The 18412-nt window shown below is 66.0% G+C and carries 16 protein-coding genes and 1 pseudogene; 1 reads left to right on the forward strand and 16 read right to left on the reverse strand.

Translation table 11 applies throughout. The annotated features are described in order from the left end of the window. Positions 1-53: 53 nt before the first annotated feature. The 10 genes from V7Q81_RS03175 to V7Q81_RS03220 form a co-directional block, all read right to left on the reverse strand. Positions 54-668 carry a class I SAM-dependent methyltransferase gene (locus tag V7Q81_RS03175; RefSeq protein ID WP_333840286.1) on the reverse strand — a complete coding sequence of 205 codons (615 nt, stop codon included), beginning with the start codon at positions 666-668 and terminating at the stop codon, positions 54-56. 122 nt (positions 669-790) lie between these two features. After that, complete coding sequence (locus V7Q81_RS03180) at positions 791-1534, reverse strand: cytochrome c biogenesis CcdA family protein (protein ID WP_333840288.1); 744 nt, start codon at positions 1532-1534, stop codon at positions 791-793. A gap of 315 nt (positions 1535-1849) precedes the next feature. Further along, a complete protein-coding gene (locus tag V7Q81_RS03185; protein WP_333840290.1) occupies positions 1850-3466 on the reverse strand; it encodes a multicopper oxidase family protein in 1617 nt (538 codons plus the stop codon). 18 nt (positions 3467-3484) lie between these two features. Continuing rightward, complete coding sequence (locus V7Q81_RS03190) at positions 3485-4315, reverse strand: SCO family protein (RefSeq protein WP_333840292.1); 831 nt, start codon at positions 4313-4315, stop codon at positions 3485-3487. A gap of 7 nt (positions 4316-4322) precedes the next feature. After that, positions 4323-4925, reverse strand: coding sequence for a TlpA family protein disulfide reductase (locus tag V7Q81_RS03195; RefSeq protein WP_333840294.1), 603 nt, complete (start codon positions 4923-4925; stop codon positions 4323-4325). Then, positions 4922-5554 carry a DsbE family thiol:disulfide interchange protein gene (locus V7Q81_RS03200; RefSeq protein ID WP_333840296.1) on the reverse strand — a complete coding sequence of 211 codons (633 nt, stop codon included), beginning with the start codon at positions 5552-5554 and terminating at the stop codon, positions 4922-4924. Before V7Q81_RS03200 ends, V7Q81_RS03195 begins: the two co-directional genes overlap by 4 nt. Positions 5555-5560: 6 nt before the next feature. After that, a complete protein-coding gene (locus V7Q81_RS03205) occupies positions 5561-6802 on the reverse strand; it encodes a c-type cytochrome (protein ID WP_333840298.1) in 1242 nt (413 codons plus the stop codon). Continuing rightward, entirely contained in the window at positions 6799-7359 is a 561-nt protein-coding gene (locus tag V7Q81_RS03210) for a c-type cytochrome (protein ID WP_333840300.1), read from the reverse strand. Before V7Q81_RS03210 ends, V7Q81_RS03205 begins: the two co-directional genes overlap by 4 nt. A gap of 31 nt (positions 7360-7390) precedes the next feature. Beyond that, complete coding sequence (locus V7Q81_RS03215; RefSeq protein ID WP_333840302.1) at positions 7391-8302, reverse strand: F510_1955 family glycosylhydrolase; 912 nt, start codon at positions 8300-8302, stop codon at positions 7391-7393. 163 nt (positions 8303-8465) lie between these two features. After that, positions 8466-8861 (reverse strand): hypothetical protein, encoded by a 396-nt coding sequence (locus V7Q81_RS03220; RefSeq protein ID WP_333840304.1) that lies wholly within the window; start codon positions 8859-8861, stop codon positions 8466-8468. Positions 8862-9348: 487 nt separating this feature from the next. Here V7Q81_RS03220 and V7Q81_RS03225 point away from each other — a divergent pair, with 487 nt between their 5' ends. Then, positions 9349-10116 carry a hypothetical protein gene (locus V7Q81_RS03225; protein WP_333840307.1) on the forward strand — a complete coding sequence of 256 codons (768 nt, stop codon included), beginning with the start codon at positions 9349-9351 and terminating at the stop codon, positions 10114-10116. 99 nt (positions 10117-10215) lie between these two features. On the opposite strand, the gene V7Q81_RS03230 is transcribed toward V7Q81_RS03225, so the two are convergent. The 6 genes and pseudogenes from V7Q81_RS03230 to V7Q81_RS03255 form a co-directional block, all read right to left on the reverse strand. Further along, entirely contained in the window at positions 10216-10479 is a 264-nt protein-coding gene (locus V7Q81_RS03230; RefSeq protein ID WP_333840308.1) for a hypothetical protein, read from the reverse strand. Positions 10480-11117: 638 nt separating this feature from the next. Beyond that, the gene (locus V7Q81_RS03235; RefSeq protein ID WP_442954743.1) at positions 11118-11243 is read right to left on the reverse strand and encodes a P-II family nitrogen regulator; all 126 of its coding nucleotides are present in this window, start codon (positions 11241-11243) and stop codon (positions 11118-11120) included. 51 nt (positions 11244-11294) lie between these two features. Continuing rightward, complete coding sequence (locus V7Q81_RS03240; protein WP_333840310.1) at positions 11295-14417, reverse strand: efflux RND transporter permease subunit; 3123 nt, start codon at positions 14415-14417, stop codon at positions 11295-11297. A 1-nt stretch (position 14418) separates the two neighbouring features. Beyond that, positions 14419-16023 carry an efflux RND transporter periplasmic adaptor subunit gene (locus V7Q81_RS03245; protein WP_442954744.1) on the reverse strand — a complete coding sequence of 535 codons (1605 nt, stop codon included), beginning with the start codon at positions 16021-16023 and terminating at the stop codon, positions 14419-14421. A gap of 28 nt (positions 16024-16051) precedes the next feature. Further along, complete coding sequence (locus tag V7Q81_RS03250) at positions 16052-17404, reverse strand: TolC family protein (protein WP_333840312.1); 1353 nt, start codon at positions 17402-17404, stop codon at positions 16052-16054. A gap of 770 nt (positions 17405-18174) precedes the next feature. Then, positions 18175-18412: pseudogene (locus tag V7Q81_RS03255) on the reverse strand (hypothetical protein); the annotation flags it as partial.

Raw genomic sequence — 18412 nt, forward strand, 5'->3', positions numbered from 1 at the left:
AGAAACTCGGCGGGGCAATTCGGCGGTTGACATTCGGCGGTTGCGTATTCCACTCATCCCGGCGCCGCGCGGCCGAAATAGATGTAGCTCATCGGCCGCGGTCCTTTCGCGTATTCCGTGGCGAGCTCCAGGATGCGGAAACCCGCCCCCCGGACCAGTTCGTCCATTTTCCGGTCTAGGTTACAGCCGCCGGCGAGCTTGTTCCACAGGGGGTTGAGCCGGCGCTGCCAGCGCTGGACCGAGGCTTCCGGCGCGAGCCCGTGCTCGGCGAAGAGCAGCACGCCTCCCGGTTTCAGCACCCGCCGCATTTCGGCGAGCGCCTTGAGGGGATTGGGGATGCTGCACAGGCTCCAGGTGGTGACCACGGTGTCGATGGAACGGTCATCGATCGGAATCTCCTCGGCCGAGCGGGCGAGAAGCTCCACCGGGAAAGGCGCTCCACGCACCTTTTTCTCCGCCATGCGCAGGAGCTCTTCCGACGGATCGACCGCATAGAGCCGATCCACCTGCGGCCCGTAAAAGGGCAGGTTGAGCCCGGAGCCGACCCCGACCTCCAGGGTGACGCCCCGGGCCTGGGGGAGAAGCTGGGCCCGGTAGCGGGTGGCCTCCTTGTTCCGCATCGCCAGGTCGGTGAGCCGCGGCAGGATCCACTTGTCGTAAAAACTCATGATCCCTTCCTTCGTTCCGTTTGGAAGCGATATGACCTGCCCAGATAGGCCCGGTTCGAGGTGGACAACCCGTGAGCGGGCCGTCCCTTCGCACCGGCTATTATCCGCCTATTTGACGGGCTTTATCCGATGCGCCCCAGGGCCGGGAAGGTTTCCAGCAGCCAGTAGCTGAACGCCGTGAGCTGGCCCGTCATCATGGCAATACCCATGAGCACCATGACGACGCCAGCCGCCGCCTGGAGCGGCCGGCCGGCGTGGCGCAAGGCCTTCAGTCGGCCCAGCAGCTCCCGCAGGAAGAGCGCGGAGAGCAGGAACGGCACGCCGAGGCCGAGGGCGTAGGCGGTGAGCAGCCTGACGCCCGTCGATATGGACTCCTGCATGGCGCCGGCGGTGAGGATCACGCCCAGCACCGGGCCGATGCACGGCGTCCAGCCGAAGCCGAACGCGAGCCCTAGCACGAAGGCGGCCGCGGGATGCCCCCCGGCGAGCCGAGGGTGGAAGCGCAGGTCCCGGTGAAACCAGGACACGTGGCGCATCATGCCCAGCATGAAAAGCCCAAAGACGATGATGATGGCACCGCCCACGATGTTCGCTTCATACCGGTACTGGAGCAGCAACCGGCCGAGGGCCGTGGCGCTGGCGCCTAAGGCGATGAAGACGGTGCTGAAACCCAGGACGAAGAACAGGCTCATGACCGCCGCATTCAACCGGGTGCGAGCGTCCATCTGCAGTGCTGAACCATGTAGCGACTTGCCGGCGACATAGGAAACGTAGGCGGGCACCAGCGGCAGCACGCAGGGGGAAAGAAACGAAACGATGCCTGCCACGAAGGCGGCGGTCAGGCCGATGGCGGAACTTTCGATCATGCTAGTGTCTTGTCCCGGAAATACCTCGCCGAGGGGAGGTGCTCGCAGGTGGGCCAGGAGGTCCGATCGTCATGCTCAACCTTGCACAAGTTATTTTCGGGACAGGCCACTAGGGGACCGTGTACTGAGCGTTGTATACCCGAATGACAGCCCGTCCCTTCCCAGGCGGACCCTCTCCCTGTCCCTCTCCCGCCGGGAGAGGGACCCACGGAAACTTGCGGTAACCGGGTTTCGCAGGGTGCGTAGAGCGCAGCGGAACGCGCTGCCGTGGCCTGTAAACCAGGCAGCGGTGCGCTAGAGCGCACCCTACGAGGCTCATCCTTTCCCCGTAGCGTCCGATCCGAACAGGCAGTTGCGCATCATGCCGCCGTCTTCATGCTCCAGGTTGTGGCAGTGGTACATGAAAAGTCCCGGCTCCGTGGGCGCGACGAGCACGCGCACCCGCTCGTCGGGAAAGATCAGGAAGGTGTCCTTGTAGCCCGCGTCGATCAATCCCTCCCGCAGGTCCTCGGGTATGTTCCCGCCGCTGCGTTCGAGGATGCGGAAACGCACCCCATGGATGTGGATGGGATGGGGCATGGGCATTCCCGGCCCGTCGTTGGAAAACGTCCACACGGTCCCTTCGTTCAGGGGAAGGCGCTCGTCGTCCGCGACCACCCCCATCTCGAAGCGGCGTCCGTTGAAAAAACCTCGCATGTGGCGAAACGCGAGTTGGGTGTAAATCGCATGCTTCCCTTCGCGCACATCGGACGTCGGCTCGGGGAGGCGGAGCGCTTCGCTGCGCACGCGCGCTTCGGTCGAAACGGTGAAGCGGGCGACCAGAAGCTCCTCGCCCTGGCCGGAGCCCATCATGCCTCTCATCATCCCGCCCATCATGCCGCCCATGCCACGGCCCATCATTCCACCCATCATTCCGCCCATGTCGCGGCCCATCATGCCCCCAGACATGCCTCCGGAGCCTCCACCCATCATGCCATCCATCATTCCATCCATCATCTCCAGGCCGGAAAACGCCTGGCTCACCAGGGCGACCTCCGCGCCGGCGCGGCGCTCGCCGAAGTCCTCCAGCAGCTCGACCCGCTCGAACGGCGCCAGCACCACGTACGGACGGGTCTGGGTGCCCTCCGCCGAGGAGAGGAGGCCGTTGTCGGTGGCAATGACGCGCATCGGGCGGCCGTCGGACCAGGCGAGCTTGTAGATCCGCGCGTTGGACACGTTGGCGAGCCGCAACCGGTAACTGCGAGGGGAGACCTTGAACGCCGCATCGGGCAAGCCGTTCACGAGCACCGTGTCGCCCAGCACGCCGTTCATGTCGTCCATCATCATGCGCTTGAACGCGAACTGGTTTTCCCGGCCGATGCGCCGGTCTTGGATGACCAGGCTCAACTCGTGCTCGGGCGCGGGAAGGCCGTAGGTCAGCTCCCCCCGTTCCCGCACGATCAAAAGCCCTGCCAGGCCGTAGTACACCTGCTTGCCGGTGAGCCCGTGGGGATGGGGGTGGTAGAGATAAGTCCCCGCCGGGTTTCGCACGGTGAAGTCATAGATGTATTCGCTCCCCGGGCCGACTGCGTGATGGGGATGGCCGTCGGCCACGTCCGGCACGATCATCCCGTGCCAGTGGATGATGCTGGGCTCGTTCATTCGGTTCTCGAAATGGATGCGCACCCGCTCGCCGCGCCGCAATTCCAGCGTGGGACCCAGATAGCTCGAAGCGGGGCGCACCGCGTCCCGCCGCCCTTTGAGGACTTCCGCACGATAGCGCAGCACCCTGGTCTCGGGCCCGGACCAGATCGGCTTGCGGTCCGGAGAAGCCGTGACCCGCAGCACCAGGTCGGGTTCCTCGCCGGCGAGGGCGCGTTTTACCTCGATCGGGATCGCCAGGGTCGCCGCGGAGGCGGCGGTGGTCAACAGAAATCGGCGTCGCGTCCACATGGCATCTATCTCCTTCCGTTATTCAGGGCTTGGGCCTCTTTGGACGAGCTGCCTGCGCTGCCGGCGGCGCCGGTGCAGCAGGAACCCTCCGATGCCCAGAGCTGCGAAACCCGCTCCCAGCGCCGCCTGGAAAAAGACACCGCCCGGCCAGGATGGCTTGCGCTCCGACGGGCTGCCGGCGGCGGTCGGGGCGGCCGCCGAAGCGGCAGCGGGACCGTGATGGTCCGGGTAGAGCAGCGTGTTGATGAATGCGGTCACGCTGAGCGGCTGGACCTTGAGGCCGTGAAAGCGAGCCCGCAGGATTCCCGCTTGATCGATGACGTGGGTGACCACACCGTGCATCTGGAGGCCCTCCGCCGCCTGGGTGAACTCCAGCCCGTAGGCTTTGGCAAGCTGAATCCCGGTGTCGGGCTTTCCGGCGCCCCGGTACAGGAACACCCAATTGGCGGGGTCGAGGCCGTGGGCCTTGCCGTGGGCGCGCATGAGCTGGGCGGTGGCCGCGGCGTCCTCGGTGTCGGTCGCAACCGTGATGAACTGCACCTGGTCGCGCATCAGCGTGGTGTTGACCTGCTCCTGGATCCGGGCGATCAGCTCGCTGTGCAGCGGGCAGACGTCGGTGCAGCGCGAGTAGATGAAGTTGAGAACCACCACCTTGCCGCGGAAATCGGCGAGGGCGACTTTCCGGCCGGACGGGTCTTCCAGGGCGAAGCCCGGCGCTTCCCGGTCCGCGAGCTGGAGGTAGGGCTCCTTTTCCCGCAGCTCCCGCAGCACTTCGTCGGGGGAGTGGGCCCGAGCGGAAAACGCGGCGAAGAGCCCGAGGCTCAGAAGCAATACGGTCAATCGAATCATCACGGATTCACGATTCGCGAGCGCCGTCCTTCAAGTAGCGCCGGATGCGCTCCACGACCTCGGGTTTGTCCCATTCCACGGGCCCCACCACGCGCCAGAGCTCCCGCCCTTTGCGGTCCACCAGCAGCGTCGTGGGAAGCCCGACCGCGCCCAGCGCCGCCATCGCCTCCGCGCTAGCGTCCACGTAGATCTTGAGATGGCGAAGATCCATTTCGTCGAAGAAACTTTGCACCGCGAAGAGGCCTCCCCGGTCGATGGACAGGGCCACCACCTCGAAGTCCGGGCCGCCGAGCTTTTCCTGCAGCCGGGCAAGGCTAGGCATCTCCTTGCGGCAGGGCGGGCACCAGGTGGCCCAGAGGTTGAGCAGGATCACGCGCCCGCGGAAATCGGCGAGGGCGCGCGGCTTGCCGTCTGCGTCGACGAAGCGCAGCGGCGGCACGGGACGCCGGGCCTCGACGGGGGCGAATCCCGGGAGTTTTCCGTCGGCGGCGACTTCCGGGGTCGGATCGCCGCGGGTCTCGTCCCGCGCCGTGCTCAATTCGCGAACCACGCCCGCGACCGAGAGGCCGAGCACGGCCAGGCCCGCCGCGATGAGCCCGGTCCTGTTCACGGCGAGCCTCCCGGGCGCGGATTCGAAGCGCCCGCGGAGGCTGCTTCGGCCTGCAGCCGGGCGATCAGCGGGCGAAGCTTTTGTTCCAGGACTTCGGGGGTGATGGGCCCGATGTGCTTGTAGGCGATCCGGCCGTTGGGGTCGATCAGGAACGTCTCCGGCACTCCGTAGACGCCCCAGTCGATGGCGACCCGGCCGTCGAGATCCGCGCCGGTGCGGGTATAGGGATCCCCCAGAGTGTCCAGCCAGGCGGCCGCGTCGTCCGGCCGGTCCTTGTAGTTGAGCCCGTGGATAGGGATAAGGCCTTCGCGCTGGAGTTGCAAAAAAATGGGGTGCTCGATCCGGCAAGCGACGCACCAGGAGGCGAAGACGTTGACCAGGGACACCTCGCCCTTGAGGTCGCGGCTCGCGAGCCCCAGCGAGCGGCCCTTCACCGGCGGCAGGTCGAATGGAGGCACCGGCTTGCCGACGAGGGGCGAAGGAATCTCCCGCGGATCGCGGGTCAAACCGACCGCGAACAAGGTGACGATTCCCGCAAACAGCGCCACGGGTACGAGCGCGGTCCAGCGCAGCGCGCGGCGCGGCTGGGCGGCGGGGGTGCTGCCGGCGTTATTCGCTTTAGGGGTCATTCGCGTCTATGGGCACTGGTTCTTGACGAAGGCCGAGATCTCGGCCGGGTCCGAAAACACCACGAAGGCCCGGTCGCCCATCATGCCGGCGCCGAACAGCACTGGTTGGCCCTTCCTGGGTCCCCGATCGCTGGAATCGGTCTTGAACCGCAGGTTGAATTCCCAGATGGGAAACGTCTCGCCGTCGGCGGTGGTGACGTGGTAGGTGTCGCGGCAGTAGCGGATTTCCTTGACCAGGCTCTCCGGGTCGGCCTTCTTGAGATCGGCAAGCCGAGGCGCCTGCATCATGCCGCCTCTGCCGGTCGGGGCGGAAGCCGCTTTGCCCTCGGAGGCCGCCTTCAGATAGGCGATCAGGTCGGCGCGCACGCGGGCGTCGGGGATGCCGCGGAAGGTCATGAGGTTGCCTGGAATGAGCTTCGCTGGATCCTGTAGCCAAACGTCCAGGGTCTTTTCGTCCCACACCACGCCGGAATCCTTGAGCGCCTTGGAGTAGCGCTGGAAACCTTCCACCGTCGCCGCTTTGCGCCCGAAGACATCGGCCAGGCTCGGGCCCGTCAGGTGCTGTCCCGGCTCGATGGAGTGGCACGCTGCGCAGGCGCGGAAGGCCTGGGCGCCCCGGGCGGGATCGCCCGCGGCATCGGCATCCGCGGGAACGGCGGTACCGAGGAGCGCCAGGCTCAGCGCGGCGGGCAGCCAGAGCGTGTTCATCGTGTTTCTCCTCTCCTCTTTCGCGACGCTGCTCCCGGCCGGCTGGATTCGGTTTCCCAGGAAAAGGCGGCGCGCGATCCATAGGGAAGCCGCCGGCACCACGAGCCACTGGGCGAGGGGCGACAGGCCCACCTCCAGGTGCGGCACGACGGGCATCAGCTCCGAATAGGCCCAGCTCTTGCGCACGGCGGTGTTGAGCCACTCGCTATAGACGGTGTAGCCCGTACCGGCGGTCACCGCGACCGCGGTCACCCAGGGCCAGCGCCATTGGGGCAGCGCTCCGGCGCGGGTGAGGAGGAGGGCGGTGAAGAGGGCCGAGAGGCCGATCAGCACGTCGCCGCCGGTGCAATGGGCGACGGCGAAGGCGATCTCGGGCAGGGCCGACGCCCACAGGGTGTAGAGGGGGAGCTGGGCGACCTCCCAGGCGAGGCTCAGCGCCGCCAGGGTGGGGACGTAGGCAAGAAAAATGAAGCGCCACGATTGCAGGTCCCGGACCCAGCGCGGCGCGAAAAGCGCTTCGAAGGCGCTGCGACTCGTCATTTCACCTCCTGCTCCGCCAGGGCTTCCTTGCGCCACTCGATGACTTTCGGTGACCAGCGGCTCTCGATGAAGGCCAACGCCGCCCGGATCTCTTCGTCGGAGAGGATGTCCTTGAACGCTGGCATGTCGCTCTGGTAGCCGGGGGGCGCGTAGGGCGGGACGAGCCCGTGCTTGACGATGCCGAAGAGCACGGGCTCGGGGTGATGCCAGGTGTGGCCCGAGTCGTCATGGGGCGGGGCGGGCATGCGCCCGTCTGGACGACGGCGCTGCCAGTCGGGCTGGCCTTCCAGGTTGGCGCCATGGCAGGCGGCACAGTGGCGGTCGTAAACGCTCTTTCCAAGGGCCACCAGAGCTGCGTCCGCCCCTGGGGCCGCGGTCGTGCCCTGGCGGGATCCCTCCGCACGGGGCGCGTCGGAACGCGGCCACCTCGCCTCCGGCGCGTCCGGGCGCGTCGCCCAGTAGGCGAACGCGACAAACCCGGCGGCGAAGGCAATGATCCCGCCGGCGATCAACCGGGAGATCCACTTCGGAAACGGCGGCTTCTCGGTTTCGCTCATGGCGCAAGCTCCCGGACTGGAATGCCTGGACTCACAAGGTGCGTCCCCGGTCGGCGATCTGGGTCCACGTCTTGCCCCCATCCCGGGTGAGATAGACGCTGCGCTCGAAGGTGGCGATGGCGTATTCGTCCCGGCGCTTGGGGTTCTGGGCGATGTAGGCCACGGCGTCCCGCGTGAGCGGGGGCAGGGTCACGGGCTTTTTCCCGCGGGTTGCCAGATCCACCTGGGTGAGGGCCGGCTGGCCGTGGAAAGTCGCGGCCCACAGGCGCTTGCCGTCCAGGTCGAAGAACACGGCGAGACCTTGGACTCCCGTCATCACTGGCTCGAAGGTGGCGCCGGCATCCTTCGAGAGGAAGATCCCGCTTTGGGTCGCGGCGGCCACCGTCTTGGGATCGCTCGGATGCACGGCGAGGCCGATGACGTCCCCGGCGAGCCCCTTGGCTTCAGCGGGGCGCCAGGCGAAACCGTCGTCCAGGGTGTAGTGGAGGCCGCGCCGGGGCATGCGCGAATTGGGGTGCGGGTTGTAGACATAGACCGCGTTGGTTTCGTACCCGGTGGCGAGCACGTGAAAATCGGATTCCCCTTCCAGGCCGAGGCGCTGCCAGCTCTTGCCGTCGTCGTCGCTGCGGATGAGGCCGAACGGGTTCTTGAACCCGGTCCCGGGGGCCGGGTGCCCGCTGCTGTAGAACCGCTCCCGGGTGGCCGAGAAGCCCATGTAGTCGTGTTGCGGTCCGGGGGCCTTGGCCCAATGCCCTTCGTTATAGATCGCAAGGCCGTGATGGCTCGGGATGTAGAGCCGCGTACCGTCGGCGCTGTAGGCAAGGCCGTGCACGTGGGTGAGGGTGACGCCGGACTGGGCGGAAACCGCCCCCGGCAGGGCCAAGGCGAGGGCCGCGATGAACGGCAGAACCAAGGGCCCGAAGAAGGGTTTTCGTTTTTTCATCAAAGATGCTCCCATCGATGGAGTGACATCCGTCAATGCCTGGATGCTCCCCGCAGGTCCCGCTTCTTTCGGGAACGTCGGGCAAGCGTCCGGGAAGGGACGACGAAGACGCTGCGCGCGCGAGCACAGACCGCGGGCGTAGGGTAACCGCGCGCCCCCCAGGCTAACTGAGGTAGCGGTGCAGGCGGATGGGGATGGGGACTTCGGAACGGGGGCTTGCCAAAGGCGGCCGGGCACCGGCTTCGGGCCTCGGCAAGGGGTGCGCGGCCCACGCCACGAGCAGGGGCGGGACGAGATTCGCCGACGGCAGCTCCATGGGCACACCTGGCTCCAGGCCGTAGGGATTGGCCAGGCAATCGGCGGGCTTCGGAGCATGGTCGCAGCACGGGGCCGTGGCCAGGTCGGGAGCGCCGCCAGCCGCCTGGGCGGCCGCCGCTGACGGTGCACTGCCCAGGATGGCCAGGCAAATCTGGGCCGCCAGGCCCGTCTGCACAACGAGCAACAGGCCCAGCACCGCGAGCGTACGGTGGAAAATCCGGGGGAAAGGCCGGCGTTTCATTGCCCTGTAAGACTCAGCGATTGTTCCGTGAGTTCATGGGTGAGCTGAATTTTAACCCGCAATTTCACAAAGGGCCGGTATTTCAGCTTCTTTTTGGATAGAGATTTCGGACTCCCCTGAACTGGACCAGCGACGTTACGGCGCACCAGTATGGTGCACAAGGGGTAAACGATGCACCAGGATGGCCAGACCCATCCACCCCGGTCCCCGCCAAGCGGACCGTGAATGTTCACAACTTCCTGTATTTTTGAGAGAAATAAACCGGAGAGGGGAATGGCACGGGGCATGCTCATGGAGGTTCAGAACCCGTTCAAGTGGCCGGTGTCCGCCGATGCGTCTCTTTACTTTGTCTGCCGCTCCCTTGAGCTTGCTTTTGGCCAGTTCCTTGGCGTGGAGCGAGCCGGTTTCCTCTACCTCGGGAGTTGGCGGCGACGGTTTAGTTATTCAGGTCGAGGCGGGGGATTGGGGAACGGCAAGCCGGGATGTTGTGGAGGTGCTGCTTTATTCGGTGGCCAAGGAGCTGTGGGTGTTTTTCCCTGGGCATGCGTTGGCACCGATTCGGGTCATCCCCGGTTCCGGCAACCCGAAGGTGTACTACGAGAAGAGCACCCGGGGTGAATACGTGGTCCAGCTCACCGCCAGGAACCGGCGCTGGGCCCAGTACGCCTACCAGTTCGCCCACGAGTTCTGCCACGTGCTGTCCAACTTCGAGCGCAAAGAATTCCGCCACGGCGATCCAGTCGCGCCCAACCAGTGGTTCGAGGAATCCCTGTGCGAGGCGGCGGCGCTGTTTACGCTCAAGCGCATGGCGGTCCGGTGGGCGTCGGAGGCGCCCTACCCGCACTGGGCGGGCTACGCCCCGGCGCTACGGGAGTATGCGGACCGGCTGCAGAGCGAGCCTCACCGCCACGCGGTGCGGGCCATGGACCTCGCGGCCTGGGTGGCGCAGCGGGAACAGGCGTTGCGGGAGGACCCCTACCGGCGCGATGACAACGAGGTCTGCGCCAATGCGCTGTTGCCGTTGTTCGAGTCCAACCCCGCCCGCTGGGAAGTGCTGCGTTACCTCAACAGCCATCCGGGCGAAGCGTCCAAGCCGTTCGTTGAATACCTGGCCGGCTGGCATCGGGCCGTACCCGAGAAGCACCGCCGATTCCTGCAGCAAGTATCCGCCCTGCTGGTGCCCGGTGCCGTCCCTGGGACGCGAATGGACATGGCTTCCTCCGAGCGGGCGGCACAGGGCGGCATGCATAACTGACGCTCGGGCCCGGCACAGGGGCTCGGTCTCCCCGGAAAGAAGCGCGGCGCGGGGCAAACCCCACGCCGCGCTGTCGGCGGTTACAGAACCCCTGGAGGCTCAGTAGCTGTAGGCGTTTTTCGGGTGGACGCGCTTAAACAGCTCCTTTCCAGGAACCCCTTCTTTCGCCTCCCGGGTGTCACCGGCGCGGCCTTCGGCCGCGGGTCCGGTGCCCCGGGTCGCTTCGACTGTTTGATGCTTGGCTTCTTTCGCTTTCATGGCGCGGTGCAGCTCCATCATCTGGGATTCGTCACGACCGGCCAGAGCTGCTGCCGATGCGAAGCCGGCGGCGGCGATGACGGAAAGAAGAATAAGGCGTTTCATGATTCAGCCTCCGATTGGAAAAGCAAGGGAGCTACCTGCCCATCGGCGGGGGACTCGCTCTTGGACCCCTCACGTCGACCGACGGTCTCTTGTCGAGTAGCCTGGGCCGGCGATCAAAGCCCGGCGCTCGGGCGGCGAGGAGGATGTCGAGGAATTTCGGCGATGTGCTGGGGTCCGCCGAAGGCGGGCGCTGGCATCGCAGAAACAACGTGTTGCGGGAGAGGGCTCGCGTTTTGAGGCGGGGCGAAGGATGCGCCGCACGAGACGCAGGGCCCCGGCTGCGCGCACGGCGCCCCTGGAACGTTCCCCGGTTCCTGGCAACCCTGGCAAGGGATTGCAGCGGTCAGGGCGATGGCTGTCTTCCCATCCCCATGGCCGCCCTGGCAGGCCATGGCGCCCATGCTCCCCCACGCAACCGACAACCAGGCGGCGAGCGCGAACGCTATCGTTATCTTTCTACCGGTGCGGGACATGAACCTTCCCTTGCAGGATTAGACTCGGGCCCCCCCGCTCGGTTCGTGAGACGAGCGCATGCGCCGGCGGAAGCAAATCCCGCTGCCGGCGGCAGAGAGGGGGGTTGATGCGGAAGGAATTCCATGGGGAGCCTGCACGCCTGGTTTCGCTCGCTTGGATGCCTCCTATAAGTCGGCAGGGGCTACCTCGGACCGGGTGCGAATGTGGAACACTTTATCCACCGGAAGGACGGCCACGATGCCGTCGCCCGGAACCCCTGTGTGGGCGGCTTCCATGATGGCAGCGGTCACGGCCTCCGCCTTCGTCTTTTCGGTAAACCCCGCCTCATTGGTTGGACTCGTTCAGGAGGCCTGCCGGTGGAGGGCGAATGCCTTCACCAGTGCATAAATCGCGGGGATCACGATCAGCGTGAGGATGGTGGCGGAGACCATGCCGCCCACCATGGGCGCGGCGATGCGGCGCATGACCTCCGAACCGGTGCCGCTGCCCCACATGATCGGCAAAAGGCCCGCCGTGATGGCAAACACCGTCATCATGATGGGCCGCACCCGCAGCAGCGCCCCTTGTATCACGGCGTCGTGGACATCGGTCGCGCTTATCCGCTCCCCGGCGGCCTGGCGCCTCTGGGTTATCGCCCGCAGTGCGTGGTCCATATAAATCAATATGATCACGCCGATCTCCGCCGCTACCCCCGCGAGGGCAATGAACCCCACCGCCACCGCCACGCTCAGGTTGTAGCCCAGGAGGTACATGAGCCAGATCCCGCCCACCAGCGAGAAGGGCACCGAGAGCATGACGATCAGGGTTTCCGTGAGCCGCTTGAAGTTGAAGTACAGCAGGAGAAAGATGATCACGAGGGTCAGCGGAACGACGATGGAAAGCCTTTGCTTGGCCCGCTCCATGTACTCGAACTGGCCGCTCCAGGTGGCGTAATAGCCGGGGGGGAACTTGACCTTTTCGAGGACCGCCTTCTGCGCGTCGGCCACGTAGCCGCCGATGTCGCGGTCGCGAATGTCCACGAAGATATACGCCGCCAGCAGCGCGTTCTCGGTGCGGATGCTGGGCGGCGCCTTGATCAGCTTGACGCTCGCCACCTGCCCCAAGGGGATCATGGCGCCGCCCATGATGGGCACCAGCACCTGGGTGGCGATCTTCTGGGGATCGTCGCGCAGCTCGCGAGGGTAACGCACGATGACCCCGAAGCGCTCGAGACCCTCCACTGTGGTGGTCACCATCTCGCCGCCCAGCGCGGCGCCGATCACCTCCTGTAAATCGCCCACCGTCAGGCCGTAGCGGGCGAGGGCCAGGCGGTCGGGCACGATGTCCAGGTAATAGCCGCCGGTGACCCGCTCGGCGTAGGCGCTGGTGGTGCCGGGTACCGTTTTCACCACGGTCTCGATTTCCTTCGCGATCTTCTCGATTTCGCCCAGGTCCTTGCCGAACACCTTGACCCCGATGGGGGTGCGGATGCCGGTCGAGAGCATGTCGATGCGCGCCTTGATGGGCATGGTCCAGGCGTTGGAGACACCGGGAATCTGCAACGCCCGGTCCATCTCCGCGATCAGCTTGTCGACGGTCATGCCGGGTCGCCATTCGGACTCCGGCTTCAGGTTGATGACGGTCTCGAACATCTCCAGCGGCGCCGGGTCGGTGGCGCTGTTGGCGCGGCCCGCCTTGCCGAACACCGAGGCCACCTCGGGGAAGCTCTTGAGGATTTTGTCCTGGGTCTGCAGCAGCCTGGCGGACTCGGTGACCGACAGCGCCGGGAGGGTGGCCGGCATGTAAAGCAGCGATCCTTCGTTGAGCACGGGCATGAACTCGCTGCCCAGTTTCATCGCCGGATAGGCGGTGACCGCGAGCGCCGCCACCGCGGCGACGATGGTGAGCTTCTTCCAGCGCAAGGCCCAGCCGATGACCGGGCGATAGGCCCAGATCAGGAACCGGACGATGGGGTTTTTGTGCTCCGGCGGGATGCGGCCGCGGATGAACAGCAGCATCAGCACCGGGACCAGCGTGATGGACAGGAAGGCGGCTCCGGCCATGGCGAAGGTCTTGGTGTACGCCAGCGGCTTGAAGAGCCGGCCTTCCTGGGCTTCCAGCGTGAAAACGGGCAGGAACGAAACGGTGATGATCAGCAGGCTGAAGAACAGGGCGGGTCCCACTTCCCGGCAGGCCACGATGATCGCTTCCAGGCGGGACGCCTTGGGATCCAGGCGCTCGAGATGCTTGTGGGCGTTCTCGATCATGACGATCGCCGCGTCCACCATGGCGCCGATGGCGATGGCGATGCCGCCCAGGCTCATGATGTTGGAATTGAGCCCCATCCAATACATGGCGATCAGCGCGATCAGGATGCCGATGGGCAACATGACGATGGCCACCAGCGCGCTGCGCGCGTGCATCAGGAAGATGATGCACACCAGCGCAACGATGAGGCTTTCCTCGATCAGCGTGTTACGCAGGTTCTCGATGGCCCGGTGGATCAGGTCGGAGCGGTCGTACACGGTTTGCAGCGACACGCCCTGCGGCAGGCCGGAGGAGATTTCCTCCATTTTCGCTTTCAGATTGTGGATCACGTCGAGCGCGTTCTGGCCGTAGCGGGCGACCGCGATGCCTGCCACCACTTCTCCTTCGCCATTCAGTTCGGCGAGGCCACGGCGCTCGTCCGGCGCCAGTTCGACCCGAGCGATGTTGCTGATCAACACCGGCGCGCCTTTCTCCGCCTTGACCACCAGGTTCTCGATGTCGGAAATGCTGCGCAGATAGCCCCGGCCCCGCACCACGTATTCGGTCTCCGCCATCTCGATTACCCGGCCGCCCACGTCCCGGTTGCTGTCGCGGATGACCTGGGAGACCCGGGACAGGGGGATGCCGTAGGCCTGGAGCTTGCGAGGGTCCACGGTGACCTGATAGGTCTTGACGAAACCGCCCACGCTCGCCACTTCAGCCACTCCCTGGGCCTTGGTGAGCTGGTAGCGCAGGAACCAGTCCTGGAGGGTGCGCAGCTCCGCCAGGGTGCGCTGCGCGCCGATCACGGCGTACTGGTACACCCAGCCCACCCCGGTGGCGTCGGGCCCCAGGGACGGCGTCACGCCCCGCGGCAGGCGCCCGGAGACGTAGTTGAGATACTCCAGAACCCGCGAGCGCGCCCAATAGATGTCGGTCCCGTCCTCGAAGATGACGTAGACGAAGGAGGCGCCGAACATGGAAAGCCCGCGCACCACCCTGGACTTGGGAACGGCCAGCATGGCCGTCGTGAGGGGATAGGTGACCTGGTCCTCCACCACCTGGGGCGCCTGGCCCGGGTACTCGGTGTAGATGATTACCTGCACGTCGGAAAGATCCGGGATCGCGTCCAGCGGCGTCTTGATCGCCGTATAGATGCCCGCCGCGACGAGGAAGAACGTGCCGAGGAGCACCAGGAACACGTTGCGCACGGACCACTCGATGATGCGGTTCAGCATTTCAATGCCCCTTGTGGCCGGAAATGGGACCGCTGGCGGCGGGGCTGGCGCCCGCTGGCTGGATGCGGGCGATGACATACTCGCCGCCTGCTTCCTCCACCAGCTCGAAGGCGATCTTCTGGCCTGGTTTCAGGCTCTGGAGCAACGCCGGATCCTTGACGCGGAAATCCATGGTCATCGCCGGCCATTGGAGGCTGTCGATCGGGCCATGGGCGAGCTTCACCATGGCGCGGGAGAGATCTATCGTCTCGATGCTGCCTTCGCCGCGGTGAGCGGCGGGTGAGGGCGCTGCGGCGGGTTTGACCTGCCCGTCTTCTCCCGGCTTGGAACCATGGGCGCCGTGGCCGAAGGCGCCGAGGGCCGCTTTCAGATTGCTCTCGGCGTCGATCAGGAAGTTGGCGCTGACCACCACGCGCTCGCCTTCCTTGATCCCTTCGAGCACTTCCACGTAGCCGTCGGCCCGCGCTCCCAGCTTCACCTCCCGGGGCTCGTACAGCCCTTCGCCCCGCTCGACCAGCACGACTTGGCGTACCCCGCTGTCCAGCACTGCGGAATCGGGAACGGCGAGGACCTTGGCCTTGTTGGGACTGGATATGATCTCCACCCGGGCGTACATGGCAAGCTTGAGCAGGCCGCCGGGGTTAGGCAGCTCGATGCGCACTTTGGCGGTGCGTGTCTCGGGGGCGACCGCGGGATAGATGAACACCACCTTGCCGCCGAACACCTTGTCCGGGTAGGCGTCGATGCGGATTCTGGCGGGCTGCCCCAGGCGCACCAGGGCCAGGTCCTGCTCGAAAACGTCCACCAGGAGCCATACCGAAGCCAGGTTGGCGATGCGGTACAGCACTTCGCCTGGCATGAAGCGCATGCCCTGCAACGCGGGCTTTTCCAGCACCACACCGTCGACCGGCGAGCGCAGCGTGAGGAACTGGGTGACCTGGCCATCCCGTTGCAGGCGCAGCAACTCTTGCTCGGAGATGTCCCAGTTGCGCAGCCGCTGCAGGGTGCTCTCGACGAGCCGCTGCATGCTCTCCTGAATCTCCGGGGCGCCCTCCTTGACTGCTTGCAGACCTTTCCAGGCGATCAGGTACTCCTGCTGGGCGGTGATCAGGTCCGGGCTGTAGACGTCCATCAGGGGCTGGCCGCGCCGGACCGGTTCCCCGGTGGCGTTCACGTGGAGCTTCTGTATCCAGCCCTCGAACTTGGGGGTGACGGTGTAGAGCTGGCGCTCGTTCGCTTCCAGCGCCCCCACTGCCCGCACCGTCCGCTGGAGCTCGCGCGCTGCCGCGGCTTCGGTTTTGACCCCCAGCTTCTGCACCCTGTCCAGGCTGATCTTGACCAGCGCCTCGCCCCCCTCGGGTTCTTCGCCTTCGTAGACCGGGATGTAGTCCATTCCCATGGGGTCCTTTTTCGGCACCGGCGAGATGTCCGGAAGGCCCATGGGGTTGCGGTAGTAGAGGATCCTCCGCTCCGGCTGGGCTGGGGAATGCTGGGACGCGCCCTGAACCGCAGGCGCCGCCTGCCTGTTCGCTCCCCACCAATAACCGGTTCCCAGGGCGGTGGCCGCCAGGGCCAGCATTGTCGTCGCGATTGCGATCGGTTTCACGATTCATCTCCAGTCGGGATCAAGTGCTCTAGAACGCCTGTTTGCCGGTCAGGAAATCGACCTCCGCCAGCGCCTTGCGATAGCCGACGAGGGCCGTGGCATGGGCGATCTCGAAGTTGAAGACCGTCATCTGGTTGTCCAGCAGGGTGAAAAAATCCACCCGGTTGACTCTGTACGCGGCGAGGGCGGCCTCCACGGCGAGCCGGGCCTGGGGCAGGATCCCGGTCTCGTAAAGCCGGGCCGAGCGAAGGTTTTGCTCTGCAGCGGCCACCTGCTGGCGCAGCCTGGCGGTGAGCTCGTTAAGCTGTGCCTCGTACATTTCCGATGCCTGTTCCCGCATGGCTACGGCCTCGGCGACGCGCGGGGCCCGCTTGGTTTCGCGCCACACCGGCAGGTTGATGGCGACAGTGAGGCTCACCATGTCCTCGCGGGGAGCCCCGTCCGGCATCCGGTCACGCTGGCCGTAGGAGAGCCGCACGTCGAAATCCGGGTAATACTCCTGGCGGGCGAGATCGAGCGCCTTTTCGCTGCGGGCGATGAGGCTTTGCAGGGCGAGAAGCTGGGGGCGGCCCTTTATTGCCATCTCCCGCAACGCTTCCGGTTGCAATGCCGTCTCCTGGAGGGGGGGCATCTCCGGCAGCAGGGCCAGAGAACCCGGTTTGCGGCCCAGGGCCCGGCCGAGCTCGGCTTCGATCGTCTCCCGTTCGCGGGCCAGGCGGATCAGCTCGTCGTTCATTCTCGAAAGCTGGGTTTGGGCCTTGAGCACGTCGGTCTGGCTGCCCTGTCCCACCGCGTACCGGGCCTCGGCGATCTGCAGGAATTGCTCCAGGATCCGCTTGTTCCTTTCCACCAGCCGGGCGGATTCCACGACCAGGGCCAGATCGAAGTAGGCCAGCTTGACGTCCCGGATGACCCGGTTGACAGTCTCCTGGTAGCCGTGGCCGATCGACTCCGCGTCCTTGGCGGCCAGGTCCTGGCGCAAGCGGCGCTTGCCGGGGTAGGGGAGCCTCTGGGCGAGACCGATCATTTTCATGGTCATGTCTTCGCGCCGGAAACTCAGCGATTCCGCCGGAAGATTGACGATTCCCGCCTCCAGCATCGGATCGTCGAGCGCCCCCGCGGGAAGAACCCGTTGCTGCGCCGCCTCCCACTCCCGCCGCGCCGCCTGGATCTCGGGGTTGTTTTCGAGCGCTTCCGCGACGAGTTGAGCGATGAGGACTGGCTTCTGTGGGGCCTGTTCACGGCCGTCCGCGCGGGCGAGCTGCCCGGGTGTCGCGCTTCTCAGGTGATCGAAAAGGCCGTCGGCGGCTTGCTGCGCGCGGGAAGCCACAGGCAGCGCCGTCGCCGCCAGCAGCACCACCGCCATCCACTTGTGCTTCATTTCGTTTCTCCCCGACGATCTCCTTCGGTCCGGAATACGTGCAGCCTGCAGCGATCGCTCGCAGGCCGCGAGGGCTAAGATCTCTTGGAGCGGGCCTGTCCGAAGGTCGGGCCAAGCGGTGCTGCTTGACCTCAGCCGGACAGGCTCGCCGTCACGCGAGGGGTGGTCGCTTGGGTGGGGAGGGTATGAATCCGCGGGGCCGCGGCATGGTGTGGTCCGCTCGGTGCTCGGTGAGCGGCACCGCGCCTAAGGTCAAAACGTCAGAGTGCAAGAAGCCGCCGGAATGGCATAGCAGGCAATTGCACAAGAGCGAGGCGGGAGCTGACTCCCGGTCGCAACCGTCCAGGTGATTCGAGTCAAGGCTGCCGTAATCGGGAGAAGCCGCCGCATGGGCATGAAAGCCATCAGGAGCCGCGCTCGCCAGCGTCCCGGCGAGCGGGAGCCAGAGTATGAGCAGCGAGGCGATCCAGATCCTCAGGCGGCGGGTCATGGCGGCGGCAGTATAGACGATCGACGGCTCAAGGGTGAATACAACCGTTCCAAACGGGCCTCTGCCAAAAGCCATCGGGCACCGCCGCGGCGCCGAGCCGGTGGGCGGGAATCATGGAATTTCTCAAGTCATAAATGAACATCGTAGCCAACGTAGCAGCATCGACCGGGTGGCGGTTTGATCTACGTCAAGTCGAAATCATGATCGAGGCTGCCGCGGCGCACCAGCCTCGGTGCTGGCCGCCTGGAGCGGGGGAAAAGTCGTGCATCATCGCGTTGCTCTACGGGAGTGGGGGCGGCTTCGAGAGCCCGAGCGCCGTCCGTCGGCCCGGGCTCGCAACTGCCAGCGCCCCGACCAAGGCCAGCGCCGCCGCGACCCAGAATGGCGCCGAGGGCATGACCTCGAACAGCACCCCCGCAGCCACGGATCCCAGGGCTTGTCCCAGACTGAACGCCGCCACCTGTTTTCCAAGCGCCGCTCCTGGGGCGTGGGCGGCGTCGAGCGACACCCAATAACTC

It is taken from the genome of Pelomicrobium sp. (assembly GCF_036803785.1).
Taxonomy (GTDB): domain Bacteria; phylum Pseudomonadota; class Gammaproteobacteria; order Burkholderiales; family UBA6910; genus Pelomicrobium.

Bases quoted from the DNA above. Each gene is read 5' to 3' on its own strand.
- V7Q81_RS03175 (WP_333840286.1), bottom strand. From the start codon at position 668: ATGAGTTTTTACGACAAGTGGATCCTGCCGCGGCTCACCGACCTGGCG.
- V7Q81_RS03180 (WP_333840288.1), bottom strand. From the start codon at position 1,534: ATGATCGAAAGTTCCGCCATCGGCCTGACCGCCGCCTTCGTGGCAGGC.
- V7Q81_RS03185 (WP_333840290.1), bottom strand. From the start codon at position 3,466: ATGTGGACGCGACGCCGATTTCTGTTGACCACCGCCGCCTCCGCGGCG.
- V7Q81_RS03190 (WP_333840292.1), bottom strand. From the start codon at position 4,315: ATGATTCGATTGACCGTATTGCTTCTGAGCCTCGGGCTCTTCGCCGCG.
- V7Q81_RS03200 (WP_333840296.1), bottom strand. From the start codon at position 5,554: ATGACCCCTAAAGCGAATAACGCCGGCAGCACCCCCGCCGCCCAGCCG.
- V7Q81_RS03205 (WP_333840298.1), bottom strand. From the start codon at position 6,802: ATGACGAGTCGCAGCGCCTTCGAAGCGCTTTTCGCGCCGCGCTGGGTC.
- V7Q81_RS03210 (WP_333840300.1), bottom strand. From the start codon at position 7,359: ATGAGCGAAACCGAGAAGCCGCCGTTTCCGAAGTGGATCTCCCGGTTG.
- V7Q81_RS03215 (WP_333840302.1), bottom strand. From the start codon at position 8,302: ATGAAAAAACGAAAACCCTTCTTCGGGCCCTTGGTTCTGCCGTTCATC.
- V7Q81_RS03220 (WP_333840304.1), bottom strand. From the start codon at position 8,861: ATGAAACGCCGGCCTTTCCCCCGGATTTTCCACCGTACGCTCGCGGTG.
- V7Q81_RS03230 (WP_333840308.1), bottom strand. From the start codon at position 10,479: ATGAAACGCCTTATTCTTCTTTCCGTCATCGCCGCCGCCGGCTTCGCA.
- V7Q81_RS03240 (WP_333840310.1), bottom strand. From the start codon at position 14,417: ATGCTGAACCGCATCATCGAGTGGTCCGTGCGCAACGTGTTCCTGGTG.
- V7Q81_RS03250 (WP_333840312.1), bottom strand. From the start codon at position 17,404: ATGAAGCACAAGTGGATGGCGGTGGTGCTGCTGGCGGCGACGGCGCTG.